Annotated in this window: 21 protein-coding genes; 7 read left to right on the forward strand and 14 right to left on the reverse strand. The window is 37.0% G+C overall.

Annotated elements, in window-relative coordinates; all coding sequences use genetic code 11:
* Positions 1-87: 87 nt before the first annotated feature.
* From C9J51_RS12530 to gcvH, 3 genes are all read right to left on the reverse strand, one after another.
* A complete protein-coding gene (locus C9J51_RS12530; RefSeq protein WP_052675282.1) occupies positions 88-1,203 on the reverse strand; it encodes an HD-GYP domain-containing protein in 1,116 nt (371 codons plus the stop codon).
* A gap of 242 nt (positions 1,204-1,445) precedes the next feature.
* Positions 1,446-4,325, reverse strand: a complete 2,880-nt coding sequence (gene gcvP / locus C9J51_RS12535; protein WP_045039818.1) for an aminomethyl-transferring glycine dehydrogenase — start codon at positions 4,323-4,325, stop codon at positions 1,446-1,448.
* Between the two features lie 16 nt (positions 4,326-4,341).
* A complete protein-coding gene (gene gcvH, locus C9J51_RS12540; protein WP_045039819.1) occupies positions 4,342-4,722 on the reverse strand; it encodes a glycine cleavage system protein GcvH in 381 nt (126 codons plus the stop codon).
* 251 nt (positions 4,723-4,973) lie between these two features.
* Here gcvH and gcvT point away from each other — a divergent pair, with 251 nt between their 5' ends.
* Complete coding sequence (gcvT, locus tag C9J51_RS12545; protein WP_045039820.1) at positions 4,974-6,095, forward strand: glycine cleavage system aminomethyltransferase GcvT; 1,122 nt, start codon at positions 4,974-4,976, stop codon at positions 6,093-6,095.
* Positions 6,096-6,193: 98 nt separating this feature from the next.
* On the opposite strand, the gene C9J51_RS19515 is transcribed toward gcvT, so the two are convergent.
* From C9J51_RS19515 to C9J51_RS19655, 4 genes are all read right to left on the reverse strand, one after another.
* Positions 6,194-6,367, reverse strand: coding sequence for a hypothetical protein (locus C9J51_RS19515; RefSeq protein WP_164838152.1), 174 nt, complete (start codon positions 6,365-6,367; stop codon positions 6,194-6,196).
* A 283-nt stretch (positions 6,368-6,650) separates the two neighbouring features.
* Complete coding sequence (locus C9J51_RS12550; protein WP_107275183.1) at positions 6,651-7,763, reverse strand: M20/M25/M40 family metallo-hydrolase; 1,113 nt, start codon at positions 7,761-7,763, stop codon at positions 6,651-6,653.
* 293 nt (positions 7,764-8,056) lie between these two features.
* Positions 8,057-9,331, reverse strand: coding sequence for a tyrosine--tRNA ligase (tyrS, locus tag C9J51_RS12555; protein WP_045037709.1), 1,275 nt, complete (start codon positions 9,329-9,331; stop codon positions 8,057-8,059).
* Positions 9,332-9,484: 153 nt separating this feature from the next.
* Positions 9,485-9,679: an aromatic amino acid transport family protein gene (locus C9J51_RS19655; protein WP_231579422.1), complete on the reverse strand. Its 195-nt coding sequence runs from the start codon at positions 9,677-9,679 to the stop codon at positions 9,485-9,487.
* 772 nt (positions 9,680-10,451) lie between these two features.
* On the opposite strand from C9J51_RS19655, the gene C9J51_RS12565 reads away from it, so the two are divergent.
* Together C9J51_RS12565 and C9J51_RS12570 are read left to right on the forward strand one after the other, a co-directional pair.
* Positions 10,452-11,168, forward strand: coding sequence for a GntR family transcriptional regulator (locus C9J51_RS12565; protein WP_107275186.1), 717 nt, complete (start codon positions 10,452-10,454; stop codon positions 11,166-11,168).
* A gap of 152 nt (positions 11,169-11,320) precedes the next feature.
* The gene (locus C9J51_RS12570; RefSeq protein WP_045039823.1) at positions 11,321-12,502 is read left to right on the forward strand and encodes an amino acid aminotransferase; all 1,182 of its coding nucleotides are present in this window, start codon (positions 11,321-11,323) and stop codon (positions 12,500-12,502) included.
* A gap of 87 nt (positions 12,503-12,589) precedes the next feature.
* On the opposite strand, the gene C9J51_RS12575 is transcribed toward C9J51_RS12570, so the two are convergent.
* The 4 genes from C9J51_RS12575 to C9J51_RS12590 all read right to left on the reverse strand — a co-directional run bounded on the left by C9J51_RS12575 (position 12,590) and on the right by C9J51_RS12590 (position 15,571).
* Entirely contained in the window at positions 12,590-12,970 is a 381-nt protein-coding gene (locus tag C9J51_RS12575) for a PH domain-containing protein (protein WP_045037706.1), read from the reverse strand.
* Positions 12,971-13,155: 185 nt separating this feature from the next.
* Positions 13,156-13,980 (reverse strand): 5'-methylthioadenosine/S-adenosylhomocysteine nucleosidase, encoded by an 825-nt coding sequence (gene mtnN / locus C9J51_RS12580; protein WP_052667934.1) that lies wholly within the window; start codon positions 13,978-13,980, stop codon positions 13,156-13,158.
* A gap of 222 nt (positions 13,981-14,202) precedes the next feature.
* Positions 14,203-15,120: a permease gene (locus C9J51_RS12585; protein WP_045037705.1), complete on the reverse strand. Its 918-nt coding sequence runs from the start codon at positions 15,118-15,120 to the stop codon at positions 14,203-14,205.
* 142 nt (positions 15,121-15,262) lie between these two features.
* Positions 15,263-15,571: an ArsR/SmtB family transcription factor gene (locus tag C9J51_RS12590; RefSeq protein ID WP_268833952.1), complete on the reverse strand. Its 309-nt coding sequence runs from the start codon at positions 15,569-15,571 to the stop codon at positions 15,263-15,265.
* Between the two features lie 180 nt (positions 15,572-15,751).
* On the opposite strand from C9J51_RS12590, the gene C9J51_RS12595 reads away from it, so the two are divergent.
* Positions 15,752-16,723, forward strand: coding sequence for a nucleoside hydrolase (locus C9J51_RS12595; RefSeq protein ID WP_045039824.1), 972 nt, complete (start codon positions 15,752-15,754; stop codon positions 16,721-16,723).
* A gap of 75 nt (positions 16,724-16,798) precedes the next feature.
* Here the strand turns inward: C9J51_RS12595 and C9J51_RS12600 are convergent, their stop codons facing one another.
* Together C9J51_RS12600 and C9J51_RS19710 are read right to left on the reverse strand one after the other, a co-directional pair.
* Positions 16,799-17,332, reverse strand: a complete 534-nt coding sequence (locus C9J51_RS12600; protein WP_045039825.1) for a class I SAM-dependent methyltransferase — start codon at positions 17,330-17,332, stop codon at positions 16,799-16,801.
* Positions 17,333-17,446: 114 nt separating this feature from the next.
* Entirely contained in the window at positions 17,447-17,572 is a 126-nt protein-coding gene (locus tag C9J51_RS19710; protein WP_280124435.1) for a hypothetical protein, read from the reverse strand.
* Between the two features lie 167 nt (positions 17,573-17,739).
* Here C9J51_RS19710 and C9J51_RS12610 point away from each other — a divergent pair, with 167 nt between their 5' ends.
* A complete protein-coding gene (locus C9J51_RS12610; protein ID WP_052667936.1) occupies positions 17,740-18,180 on the forward strand; it encodes a DUF6789 family protein in 441 nt (146 codons plus the stop codon).
* A gap of 93 nt (positions 18,181-18,273) precedes the next feature.
* Here the strand turns inward: C9J51_RS12610 and C9J51_RS12615 are convergent, their stop codons facing one another.
* Positions 18,274-18,843: a cytochrome b/b6 domain-containing protein gene (locus C9J51_RS12615; protein ID WP_107275188.1), complete on the reverse strand. Its 570-nt coding sequence runs from the start codon at positions 18,841-18,843 to the stop codon at positions 18,274-18,276.
* A 427-nt stretch (positions 18,844-19,270) separates the two neighbouring features.
* Between C9J51_RS12615 and C9J51_RS12620 the strand changes: the two genes are divergently transcribed.
* Together C9J51_RS12620 and C9J51_RS12625 are read left to right on the forward strand one after the other, a co-directional pair.
* Positions 19,271-19,978 (forward strand): EAL domain-containing protein, encoded by a 708-nt coding sequence (locus tag C9J51_RS12620; RefSeq protein WP_170073314.1) that lies wholly within the window; start codon positions 19,271-19,273, stop codon positions 19,976-19,978.
* 172 nt (positions 19,979-20,150) lie between these two features.
* The gene (locus C9J51_RS12625) at positions 20,151-21,059 is read left to right on the forward strand and encodes a VirK/YbjX family protein (RefSeq protein WP_322788512.1); all 909 of its coding nucleotides are present in this window, start codon (positions 20,151-20,153) and stop codon (positions 21,057-21,059) included.
* Positions 21,060-21,229 lie beyond the last annotated feature (170 nt).

A 21,229-nucleotide genomic window follows, 5' to 3' on the forward strand; every position in this document is an offset into this window, starting at 1 on the left:
TTAATGGGGTAGTTAAAGTATTCTCGGTGTTACTGACACCTTTGTTACTGCAAATGAGTAACATTAGGTCGCCAGTGTAGAGAAAAGCTATAACGGCAGTGCTTCTTCGATAACATCAGGATAACGACTTTGAATCAAGGTCACTTTATCGAGTGAATGTAAAATGGCATCAATACAAAGAGGATCAAACAGTGTTCCTGATCCATTGATTAAATACAGTTCAACATCTTCTATTGACCACGGTTGTTTATAAGGCCGATGGCTTAATAGCGCATCAATAACATCTGCAACTGTCACAATACGCGCTTCTAATGGGATCTCTGTGCCTTCTAGTTTATCGGGGTAACCATTACCATCGTAACGCTCATGATGATGCCGAATAATATTAAGAATAATATTGAGCTCTTGATGATTATCGTATTTAAAGGTGGTGAGTATATTTGATAGAAGTTGACACCCTAATTCTGGGTGTTGATTCATAACTGCTCTTTCTTCATCAGTATATATTTCTGTTGAATATAATATTTCTTCTGGAATTAAAGATTTTCCCACATCGTGCATGTCAGAAAAATGATAAACCGAATCAACAAAATCACCATTACATTGGCCTTTTTTAACCAAGTAAAGCCCAATTAAACGACTATACTCAGCAACTCTTTTTAAATGATTTTGAGTTTCAGGATCTTTATGATGACTTAATAACAAAACGGTTTTAACAATAGAATGAAATGCTTTTTTATTATTGAAATCATCAGTGATTAGTAAGGTAATTAGAATCGAAAAAGTAGTGAAATAATCAACTTTATCACTAAAGAAATCTTTTATTTTAGCGTTAATAAATAACACACCAATAAAGGTATCGTTAGTATAAATTGGGCATGCCATACTTGAAATACAGTGGCTTTGTAATAATCGTAAATGAATTTTTTTTACCGACGATTGATGAGACAACATGTTATCAATAATATTCAGTTCTAACGATGAACGCATTTTACTTAAGCGCGGTGATTGAGCGATAGAGGCAATAAAAGTGGGAAAGTTATCGCCATAATCAGGGCTACGATAGACTGAATATAGATTATCGTGATCGTCCATACGTGTAACGGCAATACCAATAATTTCAGGGTGAATTTTTTGGACGGAAGAAGTAAAGAGGTTTAGCCGTTCATTGAGTGAACGTTTAGTATTGAGAAATGAATACATCAATAAGTCCTTTTATGATCATATGCATGTTGATTTATATTTGATCAAAGAAAGTAACTTGTATAGTAATTTGTTTGTTTTTGGTGTCGATATTTGTAGGTAATGTTAAAATTTTTGATATGTATTATGGGTTTTATTTTTGATGTATTTATCAAAAACGGTAGTTCAAATATGATGAAGGCGAATAAAAAGATTGATTCGCCTTCATTATCATAATTTTATAAAGGTATTAATAGTTATTATTACTTATCCATATAACTATCAATACTAGGGCAAGAACACACTAAATTTCGATCCCCATAAACATTATCAACCCGATTGACACTTGGCCAGTATTTGGCATTTTTTGTATGTGCTGATGGGAAGTAAGCGATATCTCGGCTATAACAATGTGCCCATTCAGCGGTTCGTAAATCAGCTTGGCTATGCGGTGCATTGACTAATGGATTATCCTCTAAAGACCAGATGCCAGTTTGTACCTGATTAATCTCTTCACGAATGGCAATCATGGCATCACAGAAACGATCAAGTTCGGTGAGATCTTCAGATTCTGTCGGCTCAATCATTAACGTACCCGCAACAGGGAAAGACATGGTTGGCGCATGAAAACCGTAGTCCATTAATCGTTTCGCAATATCTTCTTCTGATATACCAGAGGCGGCTTTAATCGGACGAATATCAATAATACATTCGTGGGCGACGCGACCTTGTGTTCCTCGATATAACACTGAGTAATGTGGACGTAAACGTTCCATCACATAGTTGGCATTTAAAATGGCTAACTCGGTCGCTTGTTTTAGCCCAGCTTCACCCATCATTGAAATATAAGCGTATGAAATAGGCAAGATAGATGCAGAACCTAATGCTGCTGCTGATACCGCGAATTGATTGCTTTGTGGTTGTTGGCTATCAATGTGACAGGGTAAGAAAGAACTCAAGTGCGATTTTACACCAATAGGACCGACACCAGGGCCGCCACCGCCATGAGGAATACAGAAGGTTTTATGGAGGTTTAGGTGTGAGACATCTGAGCCGATAAAACCCGGGCTGGTTAATCCTACTTGGGCATTCATGTTTGCGCCATCAAGATATACTTGACCACCAGCGGCATGAACACGTTCGCAGACTTGTTGAACACCTTCTTCATAGACACCATGGGTTGAAGGATAGGTGATCATAATGCAGGATAAATTATCACGGTGCTGATCAATTTTTGTTTGTAAATCATTAAGGTCGATATTGCCTTGTTCATCACAAGCGACCACAACCACTTTCATTGACACCATTGCCGCAGAAGCCGGGTTGGTACCGTGGGCTGAACTTGGAATTAAACACACATTACGGTGATTATCGCCATTGTCTTGGTGGTAACGCTGAATGGCAATCAGACCTGCATATTCACCCTGAGCGCCTGAGTTAGGTTGCAGTGATACTGCATCATAGCCGGTAATAGTGCATAACATGGCTGATAGCTTTTGGGCTAATTCTTGATAACCCAATGTTTGAGAATCAGGTGCAAAAGGGTGTAATTGACCAAATTCAGGCCACGTGACAGGGATCATTTCAGCGGCGGCATTAAGTTTCATGGTGCAGCTACCGAGCGGGATCATGCCGTGGGTCAGTGAATAATCTTTATTTTCAAGTTGCTTCATGTATCGCATCATGTTGGTTTCACTATGATAGCGATGAAAAACAGGGTGCGTTAGGTAATCACTTTGGCGTTGGCAACGCGTTGGAATTGCAGCAAATTCGTCATTGGCAATTAGGCTACTGTAATGATCAATCGATAAGGCTTTGCCAGTTAATAACGTGAGTAACATTTCAATGTCATCGGCTGATGTGGTTTCATCAATACTAATGCCGAGTTTATGCTCATATTTACGAAGGTTAATACCAGTATCTAATGCTTGTTGGTACAAGCTGTCAGTATGTTCGGCGGTGAGTAAAGTCAGGGTATCAAAGAAGGTGTTATTTTCAATGATAAAGCCATTATCATGTAAACCTGCGGCTAATATAGCGGTAAGGTGATGTACCCGCCGTCCTATTTTTTTAAGGCCTTCAGGTCCATGATATAACGCATAAAAAGCCGCCATGTTGGCAAGTAAGGCTTGGGCTGTACAAATATTAGAGGTCGCTTTTTCACGGCGAATATGTTGTTCACGAGTTTGCATTGCCATTCGAAGTGCGCGGTTACCTTTGGCATCTTTAGATACCCCAATCACGCGGCCTGGCATAGTGCGTTTGTACTGATCTTTGGTTGCCATAAAGCCAGCATGTGGTCCACCAAACCCCATTGGAACACCAAAACGTTGTGCGCTGCCAATCACCACATCGGCACCCATTTCACTCGGTGGCGTTAATAACGTTAATGCAAGTAAATCACTGGCAACGGTAACTAAGGTTTTTTTACTGTGGGCAGAGGCGATAATATCGGTTAAATCGTCAATTTGACCGTTGGTGGCGGGGTATTGTAATAAACCACCAAACACATTGTGATCATTCAATTGTTGAGGTTCACCAATAATGATTTCCACCCCAATAAAGTGCGCACGTGTTTTAACAACATCAATAGTTTGCGGATGAACATTAGCGGCAATGAAAAACTGCGTGCTTTTACTTTTACCAGCACGAAGGCACAGTGTCATTGCTTCTGCGGCGGCGGTTGCTTCATCAAGTAGTGAAGCATTCGCCAGATCCATGCCCGTCATATCCATGACTAATTGCTGAAAATTAAGCAATGACTCTAAGCGGCCTTGTGAAATTTCAGGTTGATAAGGAGTATAAGCGGTGTACCAACCTGGATTTTCTAGAATATTGCGTAAAATTACATTTGGCGTATGGGTATTATAATATCCCTGTCCAATATAGCTTTTATTAACAATGTTTTTAGCCGCAATTTGCTTGAGTGATGCAAGCATATTCGCTTCGCTTTGAGCGGGTGGTAATGTTAATGGCTGAGGTAATGCAATGGCCGCTGGTAACGTTTGCTGAATGAGCTGTTCTATACTGGATGCGCCAATTGTTGCTAACATTTGCTGTTGTTGCGACAAGTTTGGACCATTATGGCGCTGAGCAAAATGAGTATCATCACTGAGAGCATTGAGCAGTGTGGTAGAAGTCATCTTTCTTTCCTTGATGTTAGTCTTCAGCAATGGAAGCAAGGTAAGTATCGCTGTCTATTAACTCACTGAGTTGCGAGAGATCGTCTAATTTAATTTTAGCAATCCAACCTTCACCATACGGGTCGTCATTAATCAGTTCAGGGCTATCATCAAGTGAGCTATTGGTTTCAATGATTTGACCACTCACTGGCGCATAAATATCTGATGCAGCTTTAACTGACTCGACTAATGAAAAAGTCGATCCGGCATCAGCGGCATCACCAATATCTGGCAAATCAACAAAAACGACATCGCCTAACAATTGCTGGGCATGATCTGAAATGCCCATTGTAATTGTGCCGTCACCATTATCACGTATCCATTCATGGCTAGTTGTAAATTTTAATGTCGTTTCCATGTATATACTCCTTACGCGGAAGATTTTATGAGCAAGACAGTTAACTTATCGCCTTATTGTTCATTTAAAAAACTTTGATGTTAATTTATTGATATGAATACTACGTATTCGTTTGCGTATTGTCATGCCTATTTAACAATATTGCGGATTCGATCAAGATCTCTGCCATTAGTTTTTCCGTTCTGGTGGTGCTTTTGGTAGGGTGAAACAATCATTGCTTAACTGCTGTTGCTTATTGGGAGTCAATCATCATGTCTCAACCTTTATTACGTACCCCGCTGCATGATCTACATGTCAATATGGGGGCGAAAATGGTGCCATTTGCTGGGTATGAAATGCCTGTACAATATGCATTAGGCGTTAAAAAAGAGCATTTACATTGTCGTGCAGAGGCCGGATTGTTTGACGTTTCTCATATGGGGCAGTTACGGTTACGTGGTAAAAATGCAGCTAAAATGCTCGAAATGTTAGTGCCTGTTGATATTATCGATTTACCAGAGGGAAAGCAGCGCTATGCTTTTTTCACTAATGATGCGGGTGGCATTGAAGATGATTTAATGGTGACAAATTTTGGTGATCATTACTTTATTGTAGTCAATGCAGCCTGCAAAACAGAAGATATCGCGCACTTACAGGCACATTTATTAGCCGATGTAGAACTTGAAGTCATACATGATCGTGCACTGCTGGCATTGCAAGGGCCAAAAGCGGTGGATGTTTTAGCAACATTAGCGCCTCAAGTACGTGACATGGTATTTATGGATGCTGTGCGTATACCGTTATTAGGGCAGGAATGCTATATCAGCCGTTCAGGTTATACGGGTGAGGATGGTTTTGAAATTTCAGTGCCCACCTCACATGCAGCCACGTTAGCAACTACATTACTTGAAGATAAACACGTTGAATGGATCGGACTCGGTGCTCGCGATTCACTGCGTTTAGAATGTGGATTGTGTTTATATGGTCATGATCTTGATAAAACGACCACGCCAATAGAAGCCAGTTTATTGTGGGGGATCAGCAAAGTACGCCGTACAGAAGGTGAACGCGCTGGTGGGTTTATTGGCGCTGATGTTATTCTTTCCCAAATTGAAATAAAAGCTGTAGATCGTAAGCGAATAGGGTTGATTGGCCAAACGAAAGCACCAGTACGAGAAGGAAGTCTATTATTTAATGCCGATGGTGAGCAGGTCGGGGTTGTGACTAGCGGTAGTTTTGGTCCTTCAGTATCTATCCCTGTTGCGATGGCGTATGTGACACCTCATTACAGTGTTATTGATACGGTATTATTTGCCGAAGTTCGTGGAAAAAAATTACCGATGACGGTGACGAAAATGCCTTTTGTTGCTCAACGTTATTTTCGAGGACAATAAGGTTTTGTGATCAATAAAGTCAGAGAGTAGAGAAGACTATTTATTAAGGCGTATGATGTACGCCTCATTATTGAGTTGAGCTATATTTATAATATTCGTTATAATTTATAAGTGTTATTCATATCTTTATAAACAGATCGAAACATTAATTGGAACCCTTCTTTGGTCAGTTCTTTTGCTTCTATTTTTGCTGCTGTTAGGCGTCGATAACACTCAGCTAATGTTCTAATAAACAGATCTTTTTCTTTTGGCGTTAGGTGTTGGATATCCATCGTTAAATCTTCTTTTTAGGGCGTTGCGATCTATATCTGAAATAAGATTTTATTGTTTAATAACTGTAATAATATGAATTTTACGGAGTATATTCTATTTAGATCTGTTCTGATAGAGACTTATTTAAGCAATATGATGGAATCAATTGTTAATAATATTAAGCTATTATTTTGTTTGGTCGGTATTTTTTTAAATACAATGTCTCACTTATTATTACAATTAATAAAAACGAGTAAGACATTGTAGTGGTTTTGTTTAATGCTGTTATTTTTGTAAAAGCTATTAGTTATTGCTGCATAAAAAAGCGTACATGAATTCAGTTATTTTTGTCATATCATCAACAGTAATAAATTCTTCAGTTGTATGAACTTTGCTCATCCCTGTCGAAATATTAACTGTTTTTAAACCATTACCATTAAATACGTTCGCATCACTACCGCCACCGGTTGATTTAGTAAATGGTGTTAGACCAATAGATGTAAATACTGCCATAATACTTTGTACGTGCGGATCGTTATCTTCAATGTGGTAAGCATTGTAAGAGCGGTTTGATTCAATACTAATCTTTGCGCCATGTTTAGCTGCGGCATGTTCAAAGGTTTCAATCATGTGTGCAGTTTGGTGTTCAAGCTTGGTATTATTTAAAGAGCGAGCTTCTGCTGCAAGATAAAGTGACGGCATCACAATATTGGTGACTTGCCCGCCTTGAACGACGCCGATGTTCGCCGTTGTTTCTTCGTCAATACGTGATAAGTGCATATTCGTAATCGCATCAGCGGCAACGGTTAGTGCATTAATACCTTCTTCCGGTGCTAAACCGGCATGAGCGGGTTTGCCTGTGATCGTAATTCTCAAGCTTTGCTGACCGGGAGCTGTGGTTACGATGGCACCAATGGCACCGCCTGAATCTAACACAATCGCTTTATTCGCGGTGATGTAGTTCATATCAAACAGTTTAGAACCTTGCAGGCCACCTTCTTCGTGAACGGTGAAGGCCAGTTCAATTGTTTTATGATCACGGTTATCGGCCTGAATACAACGTACCGCTTCCATAACGGCAGCAATGCCTGATTTATCATCCCCACCTAAAATGGTATCGCCTTTTGAACGAATAACACCATTTTCAATAATTGGCTCAATATCATTACCCGGATTAACGGTATCCATGTGACAACTAATCGCAATGGTGTCATTAATGTTGCCATCTAAACGCGCATAAATATTAAAACCATTAGAGATCGCTTCTGGTACAGGTAGGCGATGAACACTAAATCCTAATTCACCTAATTGTTCAGCCAGTGTTTCGGCAATCGCTTTCTCATTGCGTGATTCGCTGTTGATTTTGATCAGTTCAATGAAATGGTTAATAAGGCGTTGCTGATTAATAGTAGACATGATTTTAATTTCAAGTAGTCATTGGATGTTATGACTGTAAACGTAAACAGGCGGGTAGAGCTTGGGGTTAAATCAAATTAAATGGGGATTTATTAATAGAAATATCAAATTATGCAGGGTGAGTCTTATTTTTCGAGGGTTGAGGTATAAGGTTAAGAGATACAAGGTGTTGAGATAAGAGGGACGAAGTGTGAGACGTTGAGAGGAAGATGATAATAAAAAACCACCGTTATTATTAATAACGGTGGTTTTTAGTGCTATCTATAAGTTAGATAACAGTTATCAGTTTAGGATTAACCCCAAACGATAAGGCTGTAGTTTTTCTTACCACGACGGATAAGTGTATAACGACCAAACAGCTTGTCCGTATCTTGGAATGCGTAGTAAGCATCACTTACTTTTTCGCCATTAACCATGATAGCGTTTGATGTAATGTGCGTTTTAGCTTGGCTACGAGATGTTGCAAGTTCAGCGTTAACAAGCACTTGTTGAAGATCATCTTCACCAGTTGCAGCGGCTGTTGGCATACCATCTTGTGCTAGTTGTGCAAAATCAGACTCTGATAAGTGCTCAAGGTCATTTTCAAATAGGCAGCGTGTAATGTTTTGTGCTGCTTCTAATTGTGCTTGACCGTGTACTAGTGCTGTTGCTTTTTCTGCAAGAATACGCTGTGCTTGAGGTGCTTTGCCGCTATTACGATCAGCTTCTTCGATCTGTTGAATTTCTTCTTCAGAAAGGAAAGTAAAGAAACGTAGGAAACGGTATACGTCAGCATCAGCTGTGTTCATCCAGAATTGGTAGAACTTGTATGGGCTTGTTTTGCTTGGGTCTAACCAAACAGCGCCGCCTTCAGTTTTACCAAACTTAGTACCATCAGATTTTGTGATTAGCGGTACAGTCATACCGAACACTTGCTGTTGGTTCATACGACGAGTTAGGTCGATACCTGCGGTGATGTTACCCCATTGGTCAGAGCCACCAATTTGAAGTTCCATGCCCATTTCTTTGTTCATGCTTGCGAAGTCGTAAGACTGTAATAAGCTGTAAGCGAACTCAGTAAAAGAGATACCTACTTCGTCACGGTTAATACGTTGCTTAACAGACTCTTTACTGATCATTTGGTTAACAGAGAAGTGTTTACCAATATCACGTAAGAATGTTAATACATCCATATTACCAAACCAGTCATGGTTGTTTACCATACGAGCAGGGTTAGTTGCAGTGTTAAAATCTAAGAACGGCGAAACTTGACGTTGGATTTTAGTCACCCAATCAGCAACAATATCTAAAGTGTTAAGTGAACGCTCAGTCGCTTTGAAGCTTGGATCTCCAATCATACCAGTAGCGCCGCCAACTAAGGCTACAGGGTTATGACCCGCTTCTTGGAAGCGCTTAAGGCAAAGTAGAGGTACCAGATGACCTAGGTGTAAACTATCTGCCGTTGGATCAAAGCCGCAATATAATGTAATCGGACCTTTTGCTAAACGCTCGCTTAAAGCTTCTTCATCCGTAATTTGAGCGATCAGACCGCGATCTTTAAGCTCTTGAATTAAATTCAAATGATTCATGTGTTCTCCAATAATCATTTTATTTACGTTTAATTTATAGGTACGGCATTATTCAATGTCAGTATCTGGTTTATTATGATTTGTAGACCGATAAATCCTACAACAAATAACGCCATATTATTTGTTGCTACATTATATTCAATTTAATGTTGTTTACCACGGAAGATTTCTAAGGGCAAAAACAGGAAAGAGAATGACAAGGATTGTTAAGAAAATTTCTGCGGCACCTAAAGCAAGGGTAAAGCCATTAGGATACACAAGTGTGAAAACTAAAGATGGCAAGTAACACCGTACAGCAGTTGATAATCTGTCTTTGGTATTTTTACCACGTTTAGCGGTCGTTGCCAATAAATCAAATAATCCTAATGAAAGACACAGATAAAAGATTAGTGTTTATAAAGGACGATAAAGCATCAATTAGATTAATAATGTGATTATTGAATGCGCGATTGTTTTATGGATTAGCAAGGTGTTGAGAATATGCTTAATGGATTACACGAGAGATTATAAGCATAATGATACTCGCTATGAGCGCCGTTATTGCAGCCATGAATAGTGTAGCGGCTGGAGCAAAGAGATACAGTGAAATATAATGGCTACTCGTATCACTCATAATATTGATAACATAAGACATTGAAATACAAGAACAGACACAAGTTATCCATGCAAAAAATAATATCCATGCCGAGTATGATTGAATCATAGTCAGTGGTTTGTTATAGAAGCATTCAAATTGTTTAATAATATAATGTAAACCGAAGAGTGGTATTAAAGCCCATAAAATGATGGCAAGGTTAAATACACCTGATTGGTTATGCCAATTAAACATAAGAAGATTGATGATAAATATACTAAAAATAGAATAAAGACGGTAAGTCATAAATAAAAAATAAGTTAGACATCAATGGCGAGTATTATATTTCTTATGTAGTATAAATAACGCTATATAGGTCATAAAAAACTACAAAATCGATTATTTTCAAATATTATAATCATAAACGATTGGTGTTTATAGGTAGTATATTAAGGCGTTGTTGTCGTCTTGATGTTTCATAATGAAAAGATGAATTCTTGGCTTTTATTTAAAGCTGTGTATTGTATTGTACGTAATGAAGACTAGATATCCGATATGAACAAAGATAATTTTGCAACCATAAGTGATAGAGTAATGTACCAAATTCGGCATGATATTTTATGCGGTGAATTTGAAGCTGGGCAGAAACTTATTTTAAGTGAGTTAAAAGAACGCTACCAAGTTGGGGGTACGCCTTTACGAGAAGCGATGGTGCAATTATCGTGGCAAAAATACGTTACCATGAAACCACAAAAAGGTTTTTGGGTTGCAAAAGTATCGCTTGATGAATTACGCGGAATTTTAAAAACGCGGTTAGCATTAGGGCATGTGGCGCTACAAGATGCGATTAAAAAAGGTGATGAAGCTTGGGAGTTACAGATTTTAACCGCTTTTCATAAGCTTAATCGCTTAAATCCAGAATCTGCTTTATTTGATTATGATGAATGGGAATGGCGTCATAAAGAATTTCATTTATCGTTAATTTCATGCGAAGGCTCTGAATTTATTCGTGACATGATTTCACATATTTATGATCAGCAAGAACGCTATCGCCATTTCTTATTGAATGCCCGATTATCGCCAGAAAAACAGTATCATGATAATGGAGAGCATGAAGCACTAATGAAAGCGGTGTTAGCACGTAATGTTGAACTAGCATGTCAGTTATTACAAGAACACAGTGAACGTTTATATTCTTTACTTGAAGCGGCACCATCGTTAAAAGCGTTACTGCATTTACCGAATAATAAAACACTTTGGTAATCATGGTTACTCATTGATTAAGTTATATGGATTAGCTTAATCAATTCCTTACCTTTCAATAATAATTAAAGTGTGTGATGTTATTTTTCTAATGACGCCATGAAGTTGAAGTGCTAATTTAAATTCATGCCTTTATAAACGGAATTTACTTAATGTTCTCACAACTTTCTCCTGCACAACCTGATCCCATATTGTCATTATCGTTAATTTATAATGCTGATCAGCGTGATCATAAAATGGATCTTGGTATCGGTGTTTACCGCAATAATCACGGTCAAACACCGATTATGGCCGCAATTTCTCAAGCAGAACACCGCTTACTTCAAACTCAAACGACAAAATCTTATGTTGGTCTTGCGGGGAGTGAAGTTTTTAATCAATGCATGATTGATCTGTTATTAGCCGAGACTTCTGCCCATAGTCGTGCTGCGGGGGTTCAAACCCCTGGTGGTAGTGGCGCATTACGGATGTTGGCTGATCTGATGCATGTTGCTAATGCAAATACTACCGTGTGGTTAACCGATTTAAGTTATGTTAACCATCGACCTGTGATGGAAGCGGCAGGATTAAAGGTTAAATATTATCCTTATTTTGATCGTGATACTAAACAAGTGAACACCGATGCGATGTTATCAGCATTAGCACAAGCCGGGGCGAATGATGTGGTATTACTGCATGGTTGTTGTCATAACCCAACGGGGGCTGATATTAGTTTTGAAGCGTGGCAAGCGATCACCGCATTAGTGAATAAGAATGGTTTTGTGCCCTTTGTTGATATGGCTTATCTTGGCTTTGGTGATGGGCTTGAGCAAGATGCTGCGGGCTTGAAATTCATGGCTGATAACATTGAAGAAATGATGATCGCTACTTCATGTTCTAAGAACTTTGGATTATATCGCGAGCGTACCGGTGCTGCCTTATTGGTGGGTGATACGTTATCAAATGCGCAAAAAGCCAAAGGTCGAATCTTAACGTTAGCACGAGCTAGCTATACCATGCCACCGGATCACGGTGCAGCATTAGTGGCTGATATATTAACAAATAGCGTGTTAACGGCAGTGTGGAAACAAGAATTAATAATGATGCAACAACGCATTATTGGATTACGTCAGAGCTTAGTAAACACCTTAGCGGCTAAAGGTTGCGATCAATTTAGTTTTATTGCTGATCACAAAGGCATGTTTTCTATGACAGGTTTATCGCCTGATAAAATTATGCGTCTGCGTGATGAATTTGCTATTTATGCGGTAGGTGATGGTCGTATTAATGTTGCAGGATTGCAAGAACAACAAATAGATGCTTTAGCGACAGCATTAATGACGGTTTCTCAGTAACGTTATTCTTATGTTGTTAAATAAAATAATAGGCTAAATATAACAAGAGGCACTCATAGTGTGCCTCTTCGTTTTATGCGGTAGGATTTATTTACCCGCGATTTTAGCGGCTAATTGTCCTTGCATGGTATAGACATTGGTTTTGCCATTAAATTCTAAGCTAATTGGATCATGTTGACCTGAAATCCACAATTTTAATTCTGCATCTAGATCAAAATGGCCTTTTGTTTCAATGGTATACATAGTGATTGATTTATAAGGTACTGAGCGGTATTCCACTTTTCGTCCTGTCATTCCTTGTTTATCAATCAAAATTAGACGACGGTCTGTTAAAATAATCATATCTCGAACAAGTTTATAAGCTAATTCGATGTGCTCACCTTGACCAAGAATCGTTGATAATTCTTCAGTCGCCTCTTCAAGATCCATCTCGCCAGCATTACCTAAGATAGCATTAAAAAATCCCATGAATGATTCCTTTTAAAATAACAAAATAAGCACTAATTTATGTGGCTAGAGTGTAATCGAATTGCGTTTTTTATACTAGTCACTATTTGAAGCTCCAGTTTGTTCTATACACCAACATGTCGTTATTAATATGTTGATTAACTAACAAGGGTGCTGATATCACCCTTGCTAGTTTTTTGTATTTTTTAATTACGCATCATGATGATTTTTTTAGTGTAATCAAGCACAAATTGCTGACAATCAACAGCTGTTTGTGGATCAAAATCTTGGTTGTGTAGATCAGTATTAGACAAGATACGAATACCAATAAAAGGTACGTTATAAGCTTGAGCGACTAATGCTGCTGATGATGTTTCCATTTCTTCAACCGAGGTATTGTATGTTTTATGGAGCCAGTTAATACGATCAACTTCGCGATTCCATTCATCTGCGGTACCAATGACACCCGTCACCACTTTGCCTTTCGTGTAACTGTTCGCCATGGTGGTCGCGATATGCAGTAAACCTTTGTCGGCAGCAAAATTATTATGCTCAACTAACTTACCTTGCTCACGTAAACGCATCGTAACGCTAAAATTTTGCCATTTTGTCGGTGTAATACCTTTTCCTTGTGCGGTAAATTCTGATTTATATGCACCCATATTGAAGCTGGTTTTGCCTATTACGATATCACCACGTTGTAATTGTGGATCATGACCGCCAGCTGTGCCTTGGTTAATGATTAAAGCAGGTTTAAAGCGTTCAATGGCAAGTGTTGTTGCTGCGGCAGCATTGGCAATTCCGACTTCTGTTCTTGAAATGATAACAGGGTAGTCGTTAATGGTTCCTTGCCAAAATGACCATGACCCCATAGTGACTTCAGACTTTTCTTTTAAGGCGGCAATAAGTGTTGTGGTCTCTATATCCATGGCACCTTGAATTAAGATTGGGCCAGAAGTAGGCGTAGCAGCCATACTCATCGGTGAAAGCATGATGCAGCAAAGTAGAAGACAACGTTTGAGCAATAACATTAATGTTCCTTAAAGAAAGTAAAGAGAATAACTCTGTGCAATGTAAGTAAAGCAAACGTTTGCGTCAATGATTTTATGTAATTTAATTGAATATACATGGCTATGTTGTGATCTTTGTTGTTTATGCTTTTTGGGGGGAGGCTGCTATTTTTGATTAAATTTGAATAAAAAAAATCCCTCAACTGTTTAAGGCGGAGGGATTTTTTAATATCGGGTTAAAAATTAAAATATAAATTGATACAGATATCCAGCACCGATAGCCATGCCAAGAATTACCACTAAGAATGCGATAATCATTTGATTCTTAAAAATTGATTTAAGTAAGATCACCTCGGTTAAACTTGCGCCTGCACTACCAATGATCAAAGCCATTACCGCGCCTAATCCCATGCCTTTTGCGGCTAATGCAGCACTTAATGGAATAACGGCTTCTGCACGAATATAAAGTGGAATACCAATGATGGCTGCAATAGGGATCGCAAAGGGATTATTTTCACTGGCAACTTTAGCCACAAATTCTGTTGGCATAAAGCCATAAATCATTGAACCTAATGCAATACCACCAATTAAATAGGGTAATACTTTTTTAAAATCAACCCATGTTGTTTGCCAAATTTGAAGCCATTTATTGATTGGTTTTGGTGTCGAATTACAGCTTGATCCACAACATGATGGTTTAGGATCACTATAGGCTTCTGCTTTGATGTATTTTTCAAAACCTAATTTTTCCAGTAAATACCCTGCAATAATGGATACACTCATCGCGATTACAAAATAAAATACGGTGACTTTTATACCAAACGTTACTGCAAATAAACCAATAATGATGGGATTAAGCAGTGGGCTGGCAAATAAAAATACCATCATGGTGCCAAATCCTGCTTTTGCTCGTAGTAATCCTTTTAAAAATGGAATGGTTGAACATGAACAAAAAGGAGTAATAGCGCCAAGTAAGCCTGCAATGAAATAACCTTTACCATTTTTACCGCTAAGAATGGCTTGAATTTTAGCGGGTGGAATATACACCTGTAATATGCCGACTAGGTAACTAATCGCAAGAAACAGTACGGTAAGTTCAACGGCAAGAAAACCAAACATTTGTAAGGTATTGGTTATCATTTCGGATGTTATTGTAAACATATTTGCTCTCTATATTTCTACTATTGTCGAAATATAAAGGTATACGAGAGTGTTGTCAAAAATATATTTCTATAATTATGGAAATATATCTGTTAAGGAAAGTGTAAAATAATTAAAACATTGAAAATTAAGCTTTTATTTACTACCGTTGTTCATCAATACAACATTCATCTTGTAAAAAACTGATGACACTGGTTAACGCATCATAGTGTGCGACACAAAAGAGTGTACGTCCTTCACGACGTTGAGTGAGTAATCCCGCCGAAGCAAGGCTAGAAATATGGTGGGAAAGGGTTGAGCCTGGAATAGCCAGTTGTTGTTGAATATCCCCGACCGCAATACCTTGGTAGCCTGCTTTAATGACGCGTTTAAAAATAGCTAAACGGGTTGGATGGCCTAATTCTTTAAGGGATTTGGCTATTTGATTAATATCTATTTGATGACACGTCATAGTAAAGCTAACCTTTTATTATGGTATTTATTTCTGTTATTATCGAAATATAACTAACTGTTGTTAAAAAAGAAAGCCATAGTTATTTATCTACAATTATCACAGTAACAATATTGGTAGTCATTTATCCTATCGCATCAATCTGTAGTGGTTAATAAAAAAGAGCGGATAGAATAAATCATGGCAAAGAAAATTATATTAGACACTGATCCTGGTATTGATGATGCAATGGCAATTTTATTTGCTGAAGCACATCCTGATATAGAATTAATGGCCCTCACGACTGTTTTCGGTAATGCGACTATTGAGAATGGCACCCGTAATGCGTTGTATCTTAAACAACGATTTAAGATGACGGCAGATATTGCTCAGGGTGCAAGTCAACCGTTAGTTCGTGATCCTGTTGGCCCTACTGAAGTTGTTCATGGCATTACAGGTTTAGGTGACTTTCATGTGCCTGATGATTTTGTTGGCTACCCAGATCCACGACCAGCGTATCAATATATTATTGATACTGTAAAAGCTTATCCTCACGAAATTACGTTGGTGGCTGTTGGTCCGTTAACAAACTTTGCTTTAGCCTTACAAGCAGCACCAGAAATCGCACAATTAGTGGCTCAAGTTGTAATTATGGGGGGGGCATTTGGCGAGAATGATCATCGAGGTAATGTTACACCTTATGCCGAAGCGAATATTCATGACGATCCTCATGCTGCTGATATTGTGTTTTGTGCATCTTGGCCAGTTACTATTATTGGGCTTGATGTGACAGAGGAGAGCTTCTTTAGTGCGTATTATCTAGAACAATTACGCAATGATGCCGCTGATGTGGGGGAGTTTATTTTTGATATCAGCCGTTATTATTTACGTTTCTATTCACAGAAAGTGGGGCTTGATGGCTGTCATGTACACGATCCATCTGCGATTGCTTATGTGATTAATCCTGCGTTATTTACGACAAGAAATGGGCCCGTGCGCGTTGTTTGTGACGGACCAGCAATCGGTATGACACTTCAGAAACTAGATCAAAGACGTTATCAAACTGATGAATGGTCATCAATGCCAGCCCAAGCCGTGGGTATCAGTGTTGATGCTGCACAACTATTAGATTTATATCGAAAAACAATTATCGATTATGCACATAAATCGTAATATAAAAACGGTGTAAGACATTTTTAAATAAAGGCTATCTATGATTGATAGCCTTTAAATTTATAGGGTGGGATATTACAAATTATTGTTTTTTTCGTAAACAAAAACTGTAGCAGGGGGGAAATTAAGCCATACTTTTTTCATGTTGGTTTGCATCAGTTTATTTTCACGAAGATTATCTGCACCAAATGGACAACGATTTAAATAAGTATATTGAATCAGTTTGCCACCATGTTCTAAAACGGTACTTATATCATTTAGCGCCTTTGCTTTTGTCTCCGTTGAAAAATTGACAAAAGGGATGCTTGAAATAATCGTTTTCACTTTTTGGTGTTGATGTCTGTCTTTCATAGTAAAAAGATCGGAGACACAAATAGTCTTATCTATTTTTATTAGTGACTTATGAAAAATAGGGTTATTTTCATAAGTGTAAATAGTATCAACCGATTGAATTTCAGCAAGTTTACGAGTGATCACACCGGAGCCTGCACCTAATTCAATAATAGTATTTTCTGGCGATATATGTGAAATCATCTCTTGAACTAAAAATTGACTGCTTGATATAACAGAACCCGTATTTTTAGGGTTTCTTAAAAATTCAATTATCACTATAGATAGACACCATAAAAAAAGACAGTGCATAGTTATACTATAAACATGAAAAAGCCGTTAGAAAATGTGATGTTTTGTGAAATAGGCAATGAAATATTTACTACAATTACATTAAATGGGTGAAGTTGGTCTAACTTGAGTCGTTAAATTACCCGCTGTTTGTCGCCAATCAATTGAACCTTCTTTTCTTGCAATAAATCCGTCAACACTGGTAGCGATAAATACAGAACATTTCATTGTTTATTCTCTCAGAGGGTAAGAATATTGATTTGCTCATGTTTATTATTGCGGGATTGAGATGCGTAATGACATTTTTATTCTTTTAAACGCATAATTTTGTTGACCTTCTAGTAAGGGGAATGTCTATTCTAGAAAAATATTCAATAACTTCTTTAGGTCACAGTATGTTTAAAGACAACGTAAGTATAAGTAATATCGTAAAAGCACTGATTGGTGGTTTTTTAGGTACATTAGCATTTACTTTAATGGGTAAATTTATTGCGCCGCATCTTATTGGGCATTCAATGAATGTTGCCGCGATTATTGCGCATATGTTAGGAACCTCTGACACTGTTGGCCTGATGATGCACTTTATGGTCGGTACGATTGTTTTCCCAATTGCTTACTTATTAATTGGTTATAGTCGTTTACCAGGTTCTGGTTGGTTGCGTGGTTTAGTCTTCTTAATACCTATTTACCTTGGCGCGATGATTGTTGTGATGCCAATGGCAGGTAAAGGTATATTTTTCCATAGCATGCCAATGTCAATGGTCGCTTTAATGGGACATATGGTTTACGGTATTATTCTTGGACTTGTTGTTGGTACACCTAAGAATAATAAATAAGTTAGTATGGTTTATTAGTAACAATAAAAAGCTGAGTGTCTAAATAACTCAGCTTTTTTATTGTTACTATTTCGTTGTGTTGTTTAATATGTTTTAGCCATTAATCATTTTTGTAATTGTATCTTTATTACCACGGCCATTAGCAAACATAACCCCACCAATATGGATCAGCATAAAGCCTACAATACCCCACCATGATAGTTTATGAAATGTTTTGCATTGTGAGTATAAAATAAAGTCGTGACCAAGGAAGTGAATGACTAATCCTGTTATTACAATACTCGCTAAGAATAAATAGAATGCTATATATAACAACCCTTGAAGACGGTCATGTAAGCTATTCTTTTTAAATGGGTTAGGCATAAAAACCCCCACTTTTTTAGAATAATACATGCGAAAAAGTACGAGTACACCGACGAAATAGCCTACAATATAATGCCATTGGAACATTTCATTACGGATTGATTTAGCTATTGTAATTGCTTGCTGTTGTGAAATAACAACATTGTCATTTTGTAATCCAGATTGGAGAATCGTTGCGATATGTGTTTTTTCCATCCACGTTGAGCGTAATACAATAGTCAATAAAATAAATAGAATAGAAAATGCTAATAACCAATGTATTAAGCGATGTAGTTTTGGAAAATGAAGTTGCGAAGTCATAAAATAACCAAAAAATAAAAATATTATCCACAATTATATCATGGGTGTTATGAATATTTAATGAATTTAAATGTCTATATAGTCATAAGTTTATTTAAATTGATTATTTAATCTATATTCATATGGTTGACTATCTTTTTGCCATAAAGATGTAGTTAGGGAAATAATAATTATACAGTAAAATATTGCGTAAGATGCTAGTAATGAAGCGATGTGAAATCATATTTCAGTACATAAGTTGATTTATATTTATATAATAATTCATATTCTAAGGTGAAAAATAAATATTTGAACATATTATGCAACTGAGTGATTATCGTACGAAGCGTGCTATTCATTATATCGATCAATGCGTGGTCAATCATTTGCGTATGGTATATATTATGCGAGGATAATTAGAACTTCAATACAAGATAGTGATAAATGTATGTATGAGAATATATTTTTTATGTATCAGCCTAAATACCATAATAATTTGCTATTTGGATATGAAGCTTTATTACGGTGCGATATTAATGGTGGCTTAGTTTGTCCTGATTCTTTAGTTAATAATAGTAGTAGTAATAATAAGTTTGATTATTTTATTATTAATAGTGTTATTGATAGTTTGTCAAAAATAGCAAAAGCAGACGTTATTGATAAAGTTATATCTATTAATGTCAGTGCTAAGTTTATGTCAGCACCTATTTTATTAAGCGCTATTGATATAGAAACGATAAAAACATTAAATTTACATCTTGAACTTGAAATATTAGAAAGTGATAAAATAATCAATTTTAATAGATGTAATGAAAATATCATATTGTTAAATTCTATAGGGATCAGTGTTAGTGTCGATGATTTTGGAAGTGATTATTCTTCAATTCGGCGTTTAATTAATCTTAACAATATTAATTTTATAAAGTTAGATAGAGTGTTTGTTAATGATATTGAAGAACATCCATTATTAATAAAATCAATGAAAATTCTGTTTGAGTTTATCTGGAGTCTAAATTTTAAAATTATTGCAGAAGGTATTGAAAAAGAAACAACGTTAACATTGCTTAAATCGATTGGGGTTGAGTATTTTCAAGGTTTCTATTTTTCTAAGCCATTACGATTAGAAAAGGAGGTTTATCGGCTAGAGGTTGATTAATATTTTATGGAAAATGGATGATTTTGTAAAATTTAGGTTTGTTTTTTTGAGTATATTTCTGTTTTAACGCATAAGTATTATACATGTCATACTTATGTGTGATAAATAAGTTGATAAAAAATAGAACTGATGAATAATAGCATATTCAATATGCCACATAAGAATTAATAGCGTGATAAAGTCAAACATTTCTCTTAGTAACCATGCGAAGATTATTTATCCTGATAGTCAAGCCGGTAAATATTCACCATTATGGCGTTACCGAGTAAAATTTATTCTTCGTGCAATGTACTACCATAAAGCTTTCCAGCACATCACTTCTGAAATTGATCCTTCTTTGCTAGATACTTTATGTCAACGTAACCCTCGTTTTTTAGAAAAGCCATTTCGTCCTTACGTGATTTATGGAACAAATTCTACTGAGCGGGCAAAATTTGTTGTAGAGCATTTTAAGTTTGTCTCTCAACTACCAGCCCATATTCGTGACGCTATCTATAAAGATCGTCATGGATTAACACTGTGTAACTTTACGGTTGATGATGTCGATTATTGTTTTAAATTGACATTCTATGCTCGTTATCAAAAAGAGGGTGATATGAGTTTAACGCTCTTTAATGATGCAGATGAAAACTTTTATACCCTGACATTTGCGATTCGAGAAGTAAAAGGGAAGCGTCAATTAGTGATTGGTGGTTTACAAGGCCCTGCGAGTAGCCCTGAAAATAACCAAAAAATAAAATTACTGACTAAAGCATTATTCGGACAACGTCCAAAAGATTTAATGATTAAAATGGTCACACTGCTTGCTAATACTTGGCAGGTAGACACACTGCTTGCTATAAAGAATAGTGCTCATACTTATTCAGCAAAGCGTTACGCTACCGGCAAAATCAAGATGGATTACGATAAGCATTGGTTAGCATTAGGTGCAACTGAGTTTGATGAGCATTTATATCAATTAACGCTTGAAGATATTCGCCGTAATCCTGAAGATATTTCACGCCCTAAACGTGCAATGTATCGTCGACGCTATGAGTGGTTAGATAATACAAAAGTGTTGATTGAACAGAATCTAAAATAATTATATGTGTTAATTTATTTGTTGCTTATTAGATGACACTAACAAACGGCTACCTCTTTAGGTAGCCGTTTGTTGTTGTGTTTATAGATTATAGTAACAAAAGCTAAACAATGCCTAGACTAACCACGATATAGCACCTGGTTTTCTCACTAATAACGCCATTTTTACGA

Origin of the sequence: Photobacterium iliopiscarium (assembly GCF_003026395.1) — a bacterium.
In the GTDB taxonomy this organism is placed as follows: domain Bacteria; phylum Pseudomonadota; class Gammaproteobacteria; order Enterobacterales; family Vibrionaceae; genus Photobacterium; species Photobacterium iliopiscarium.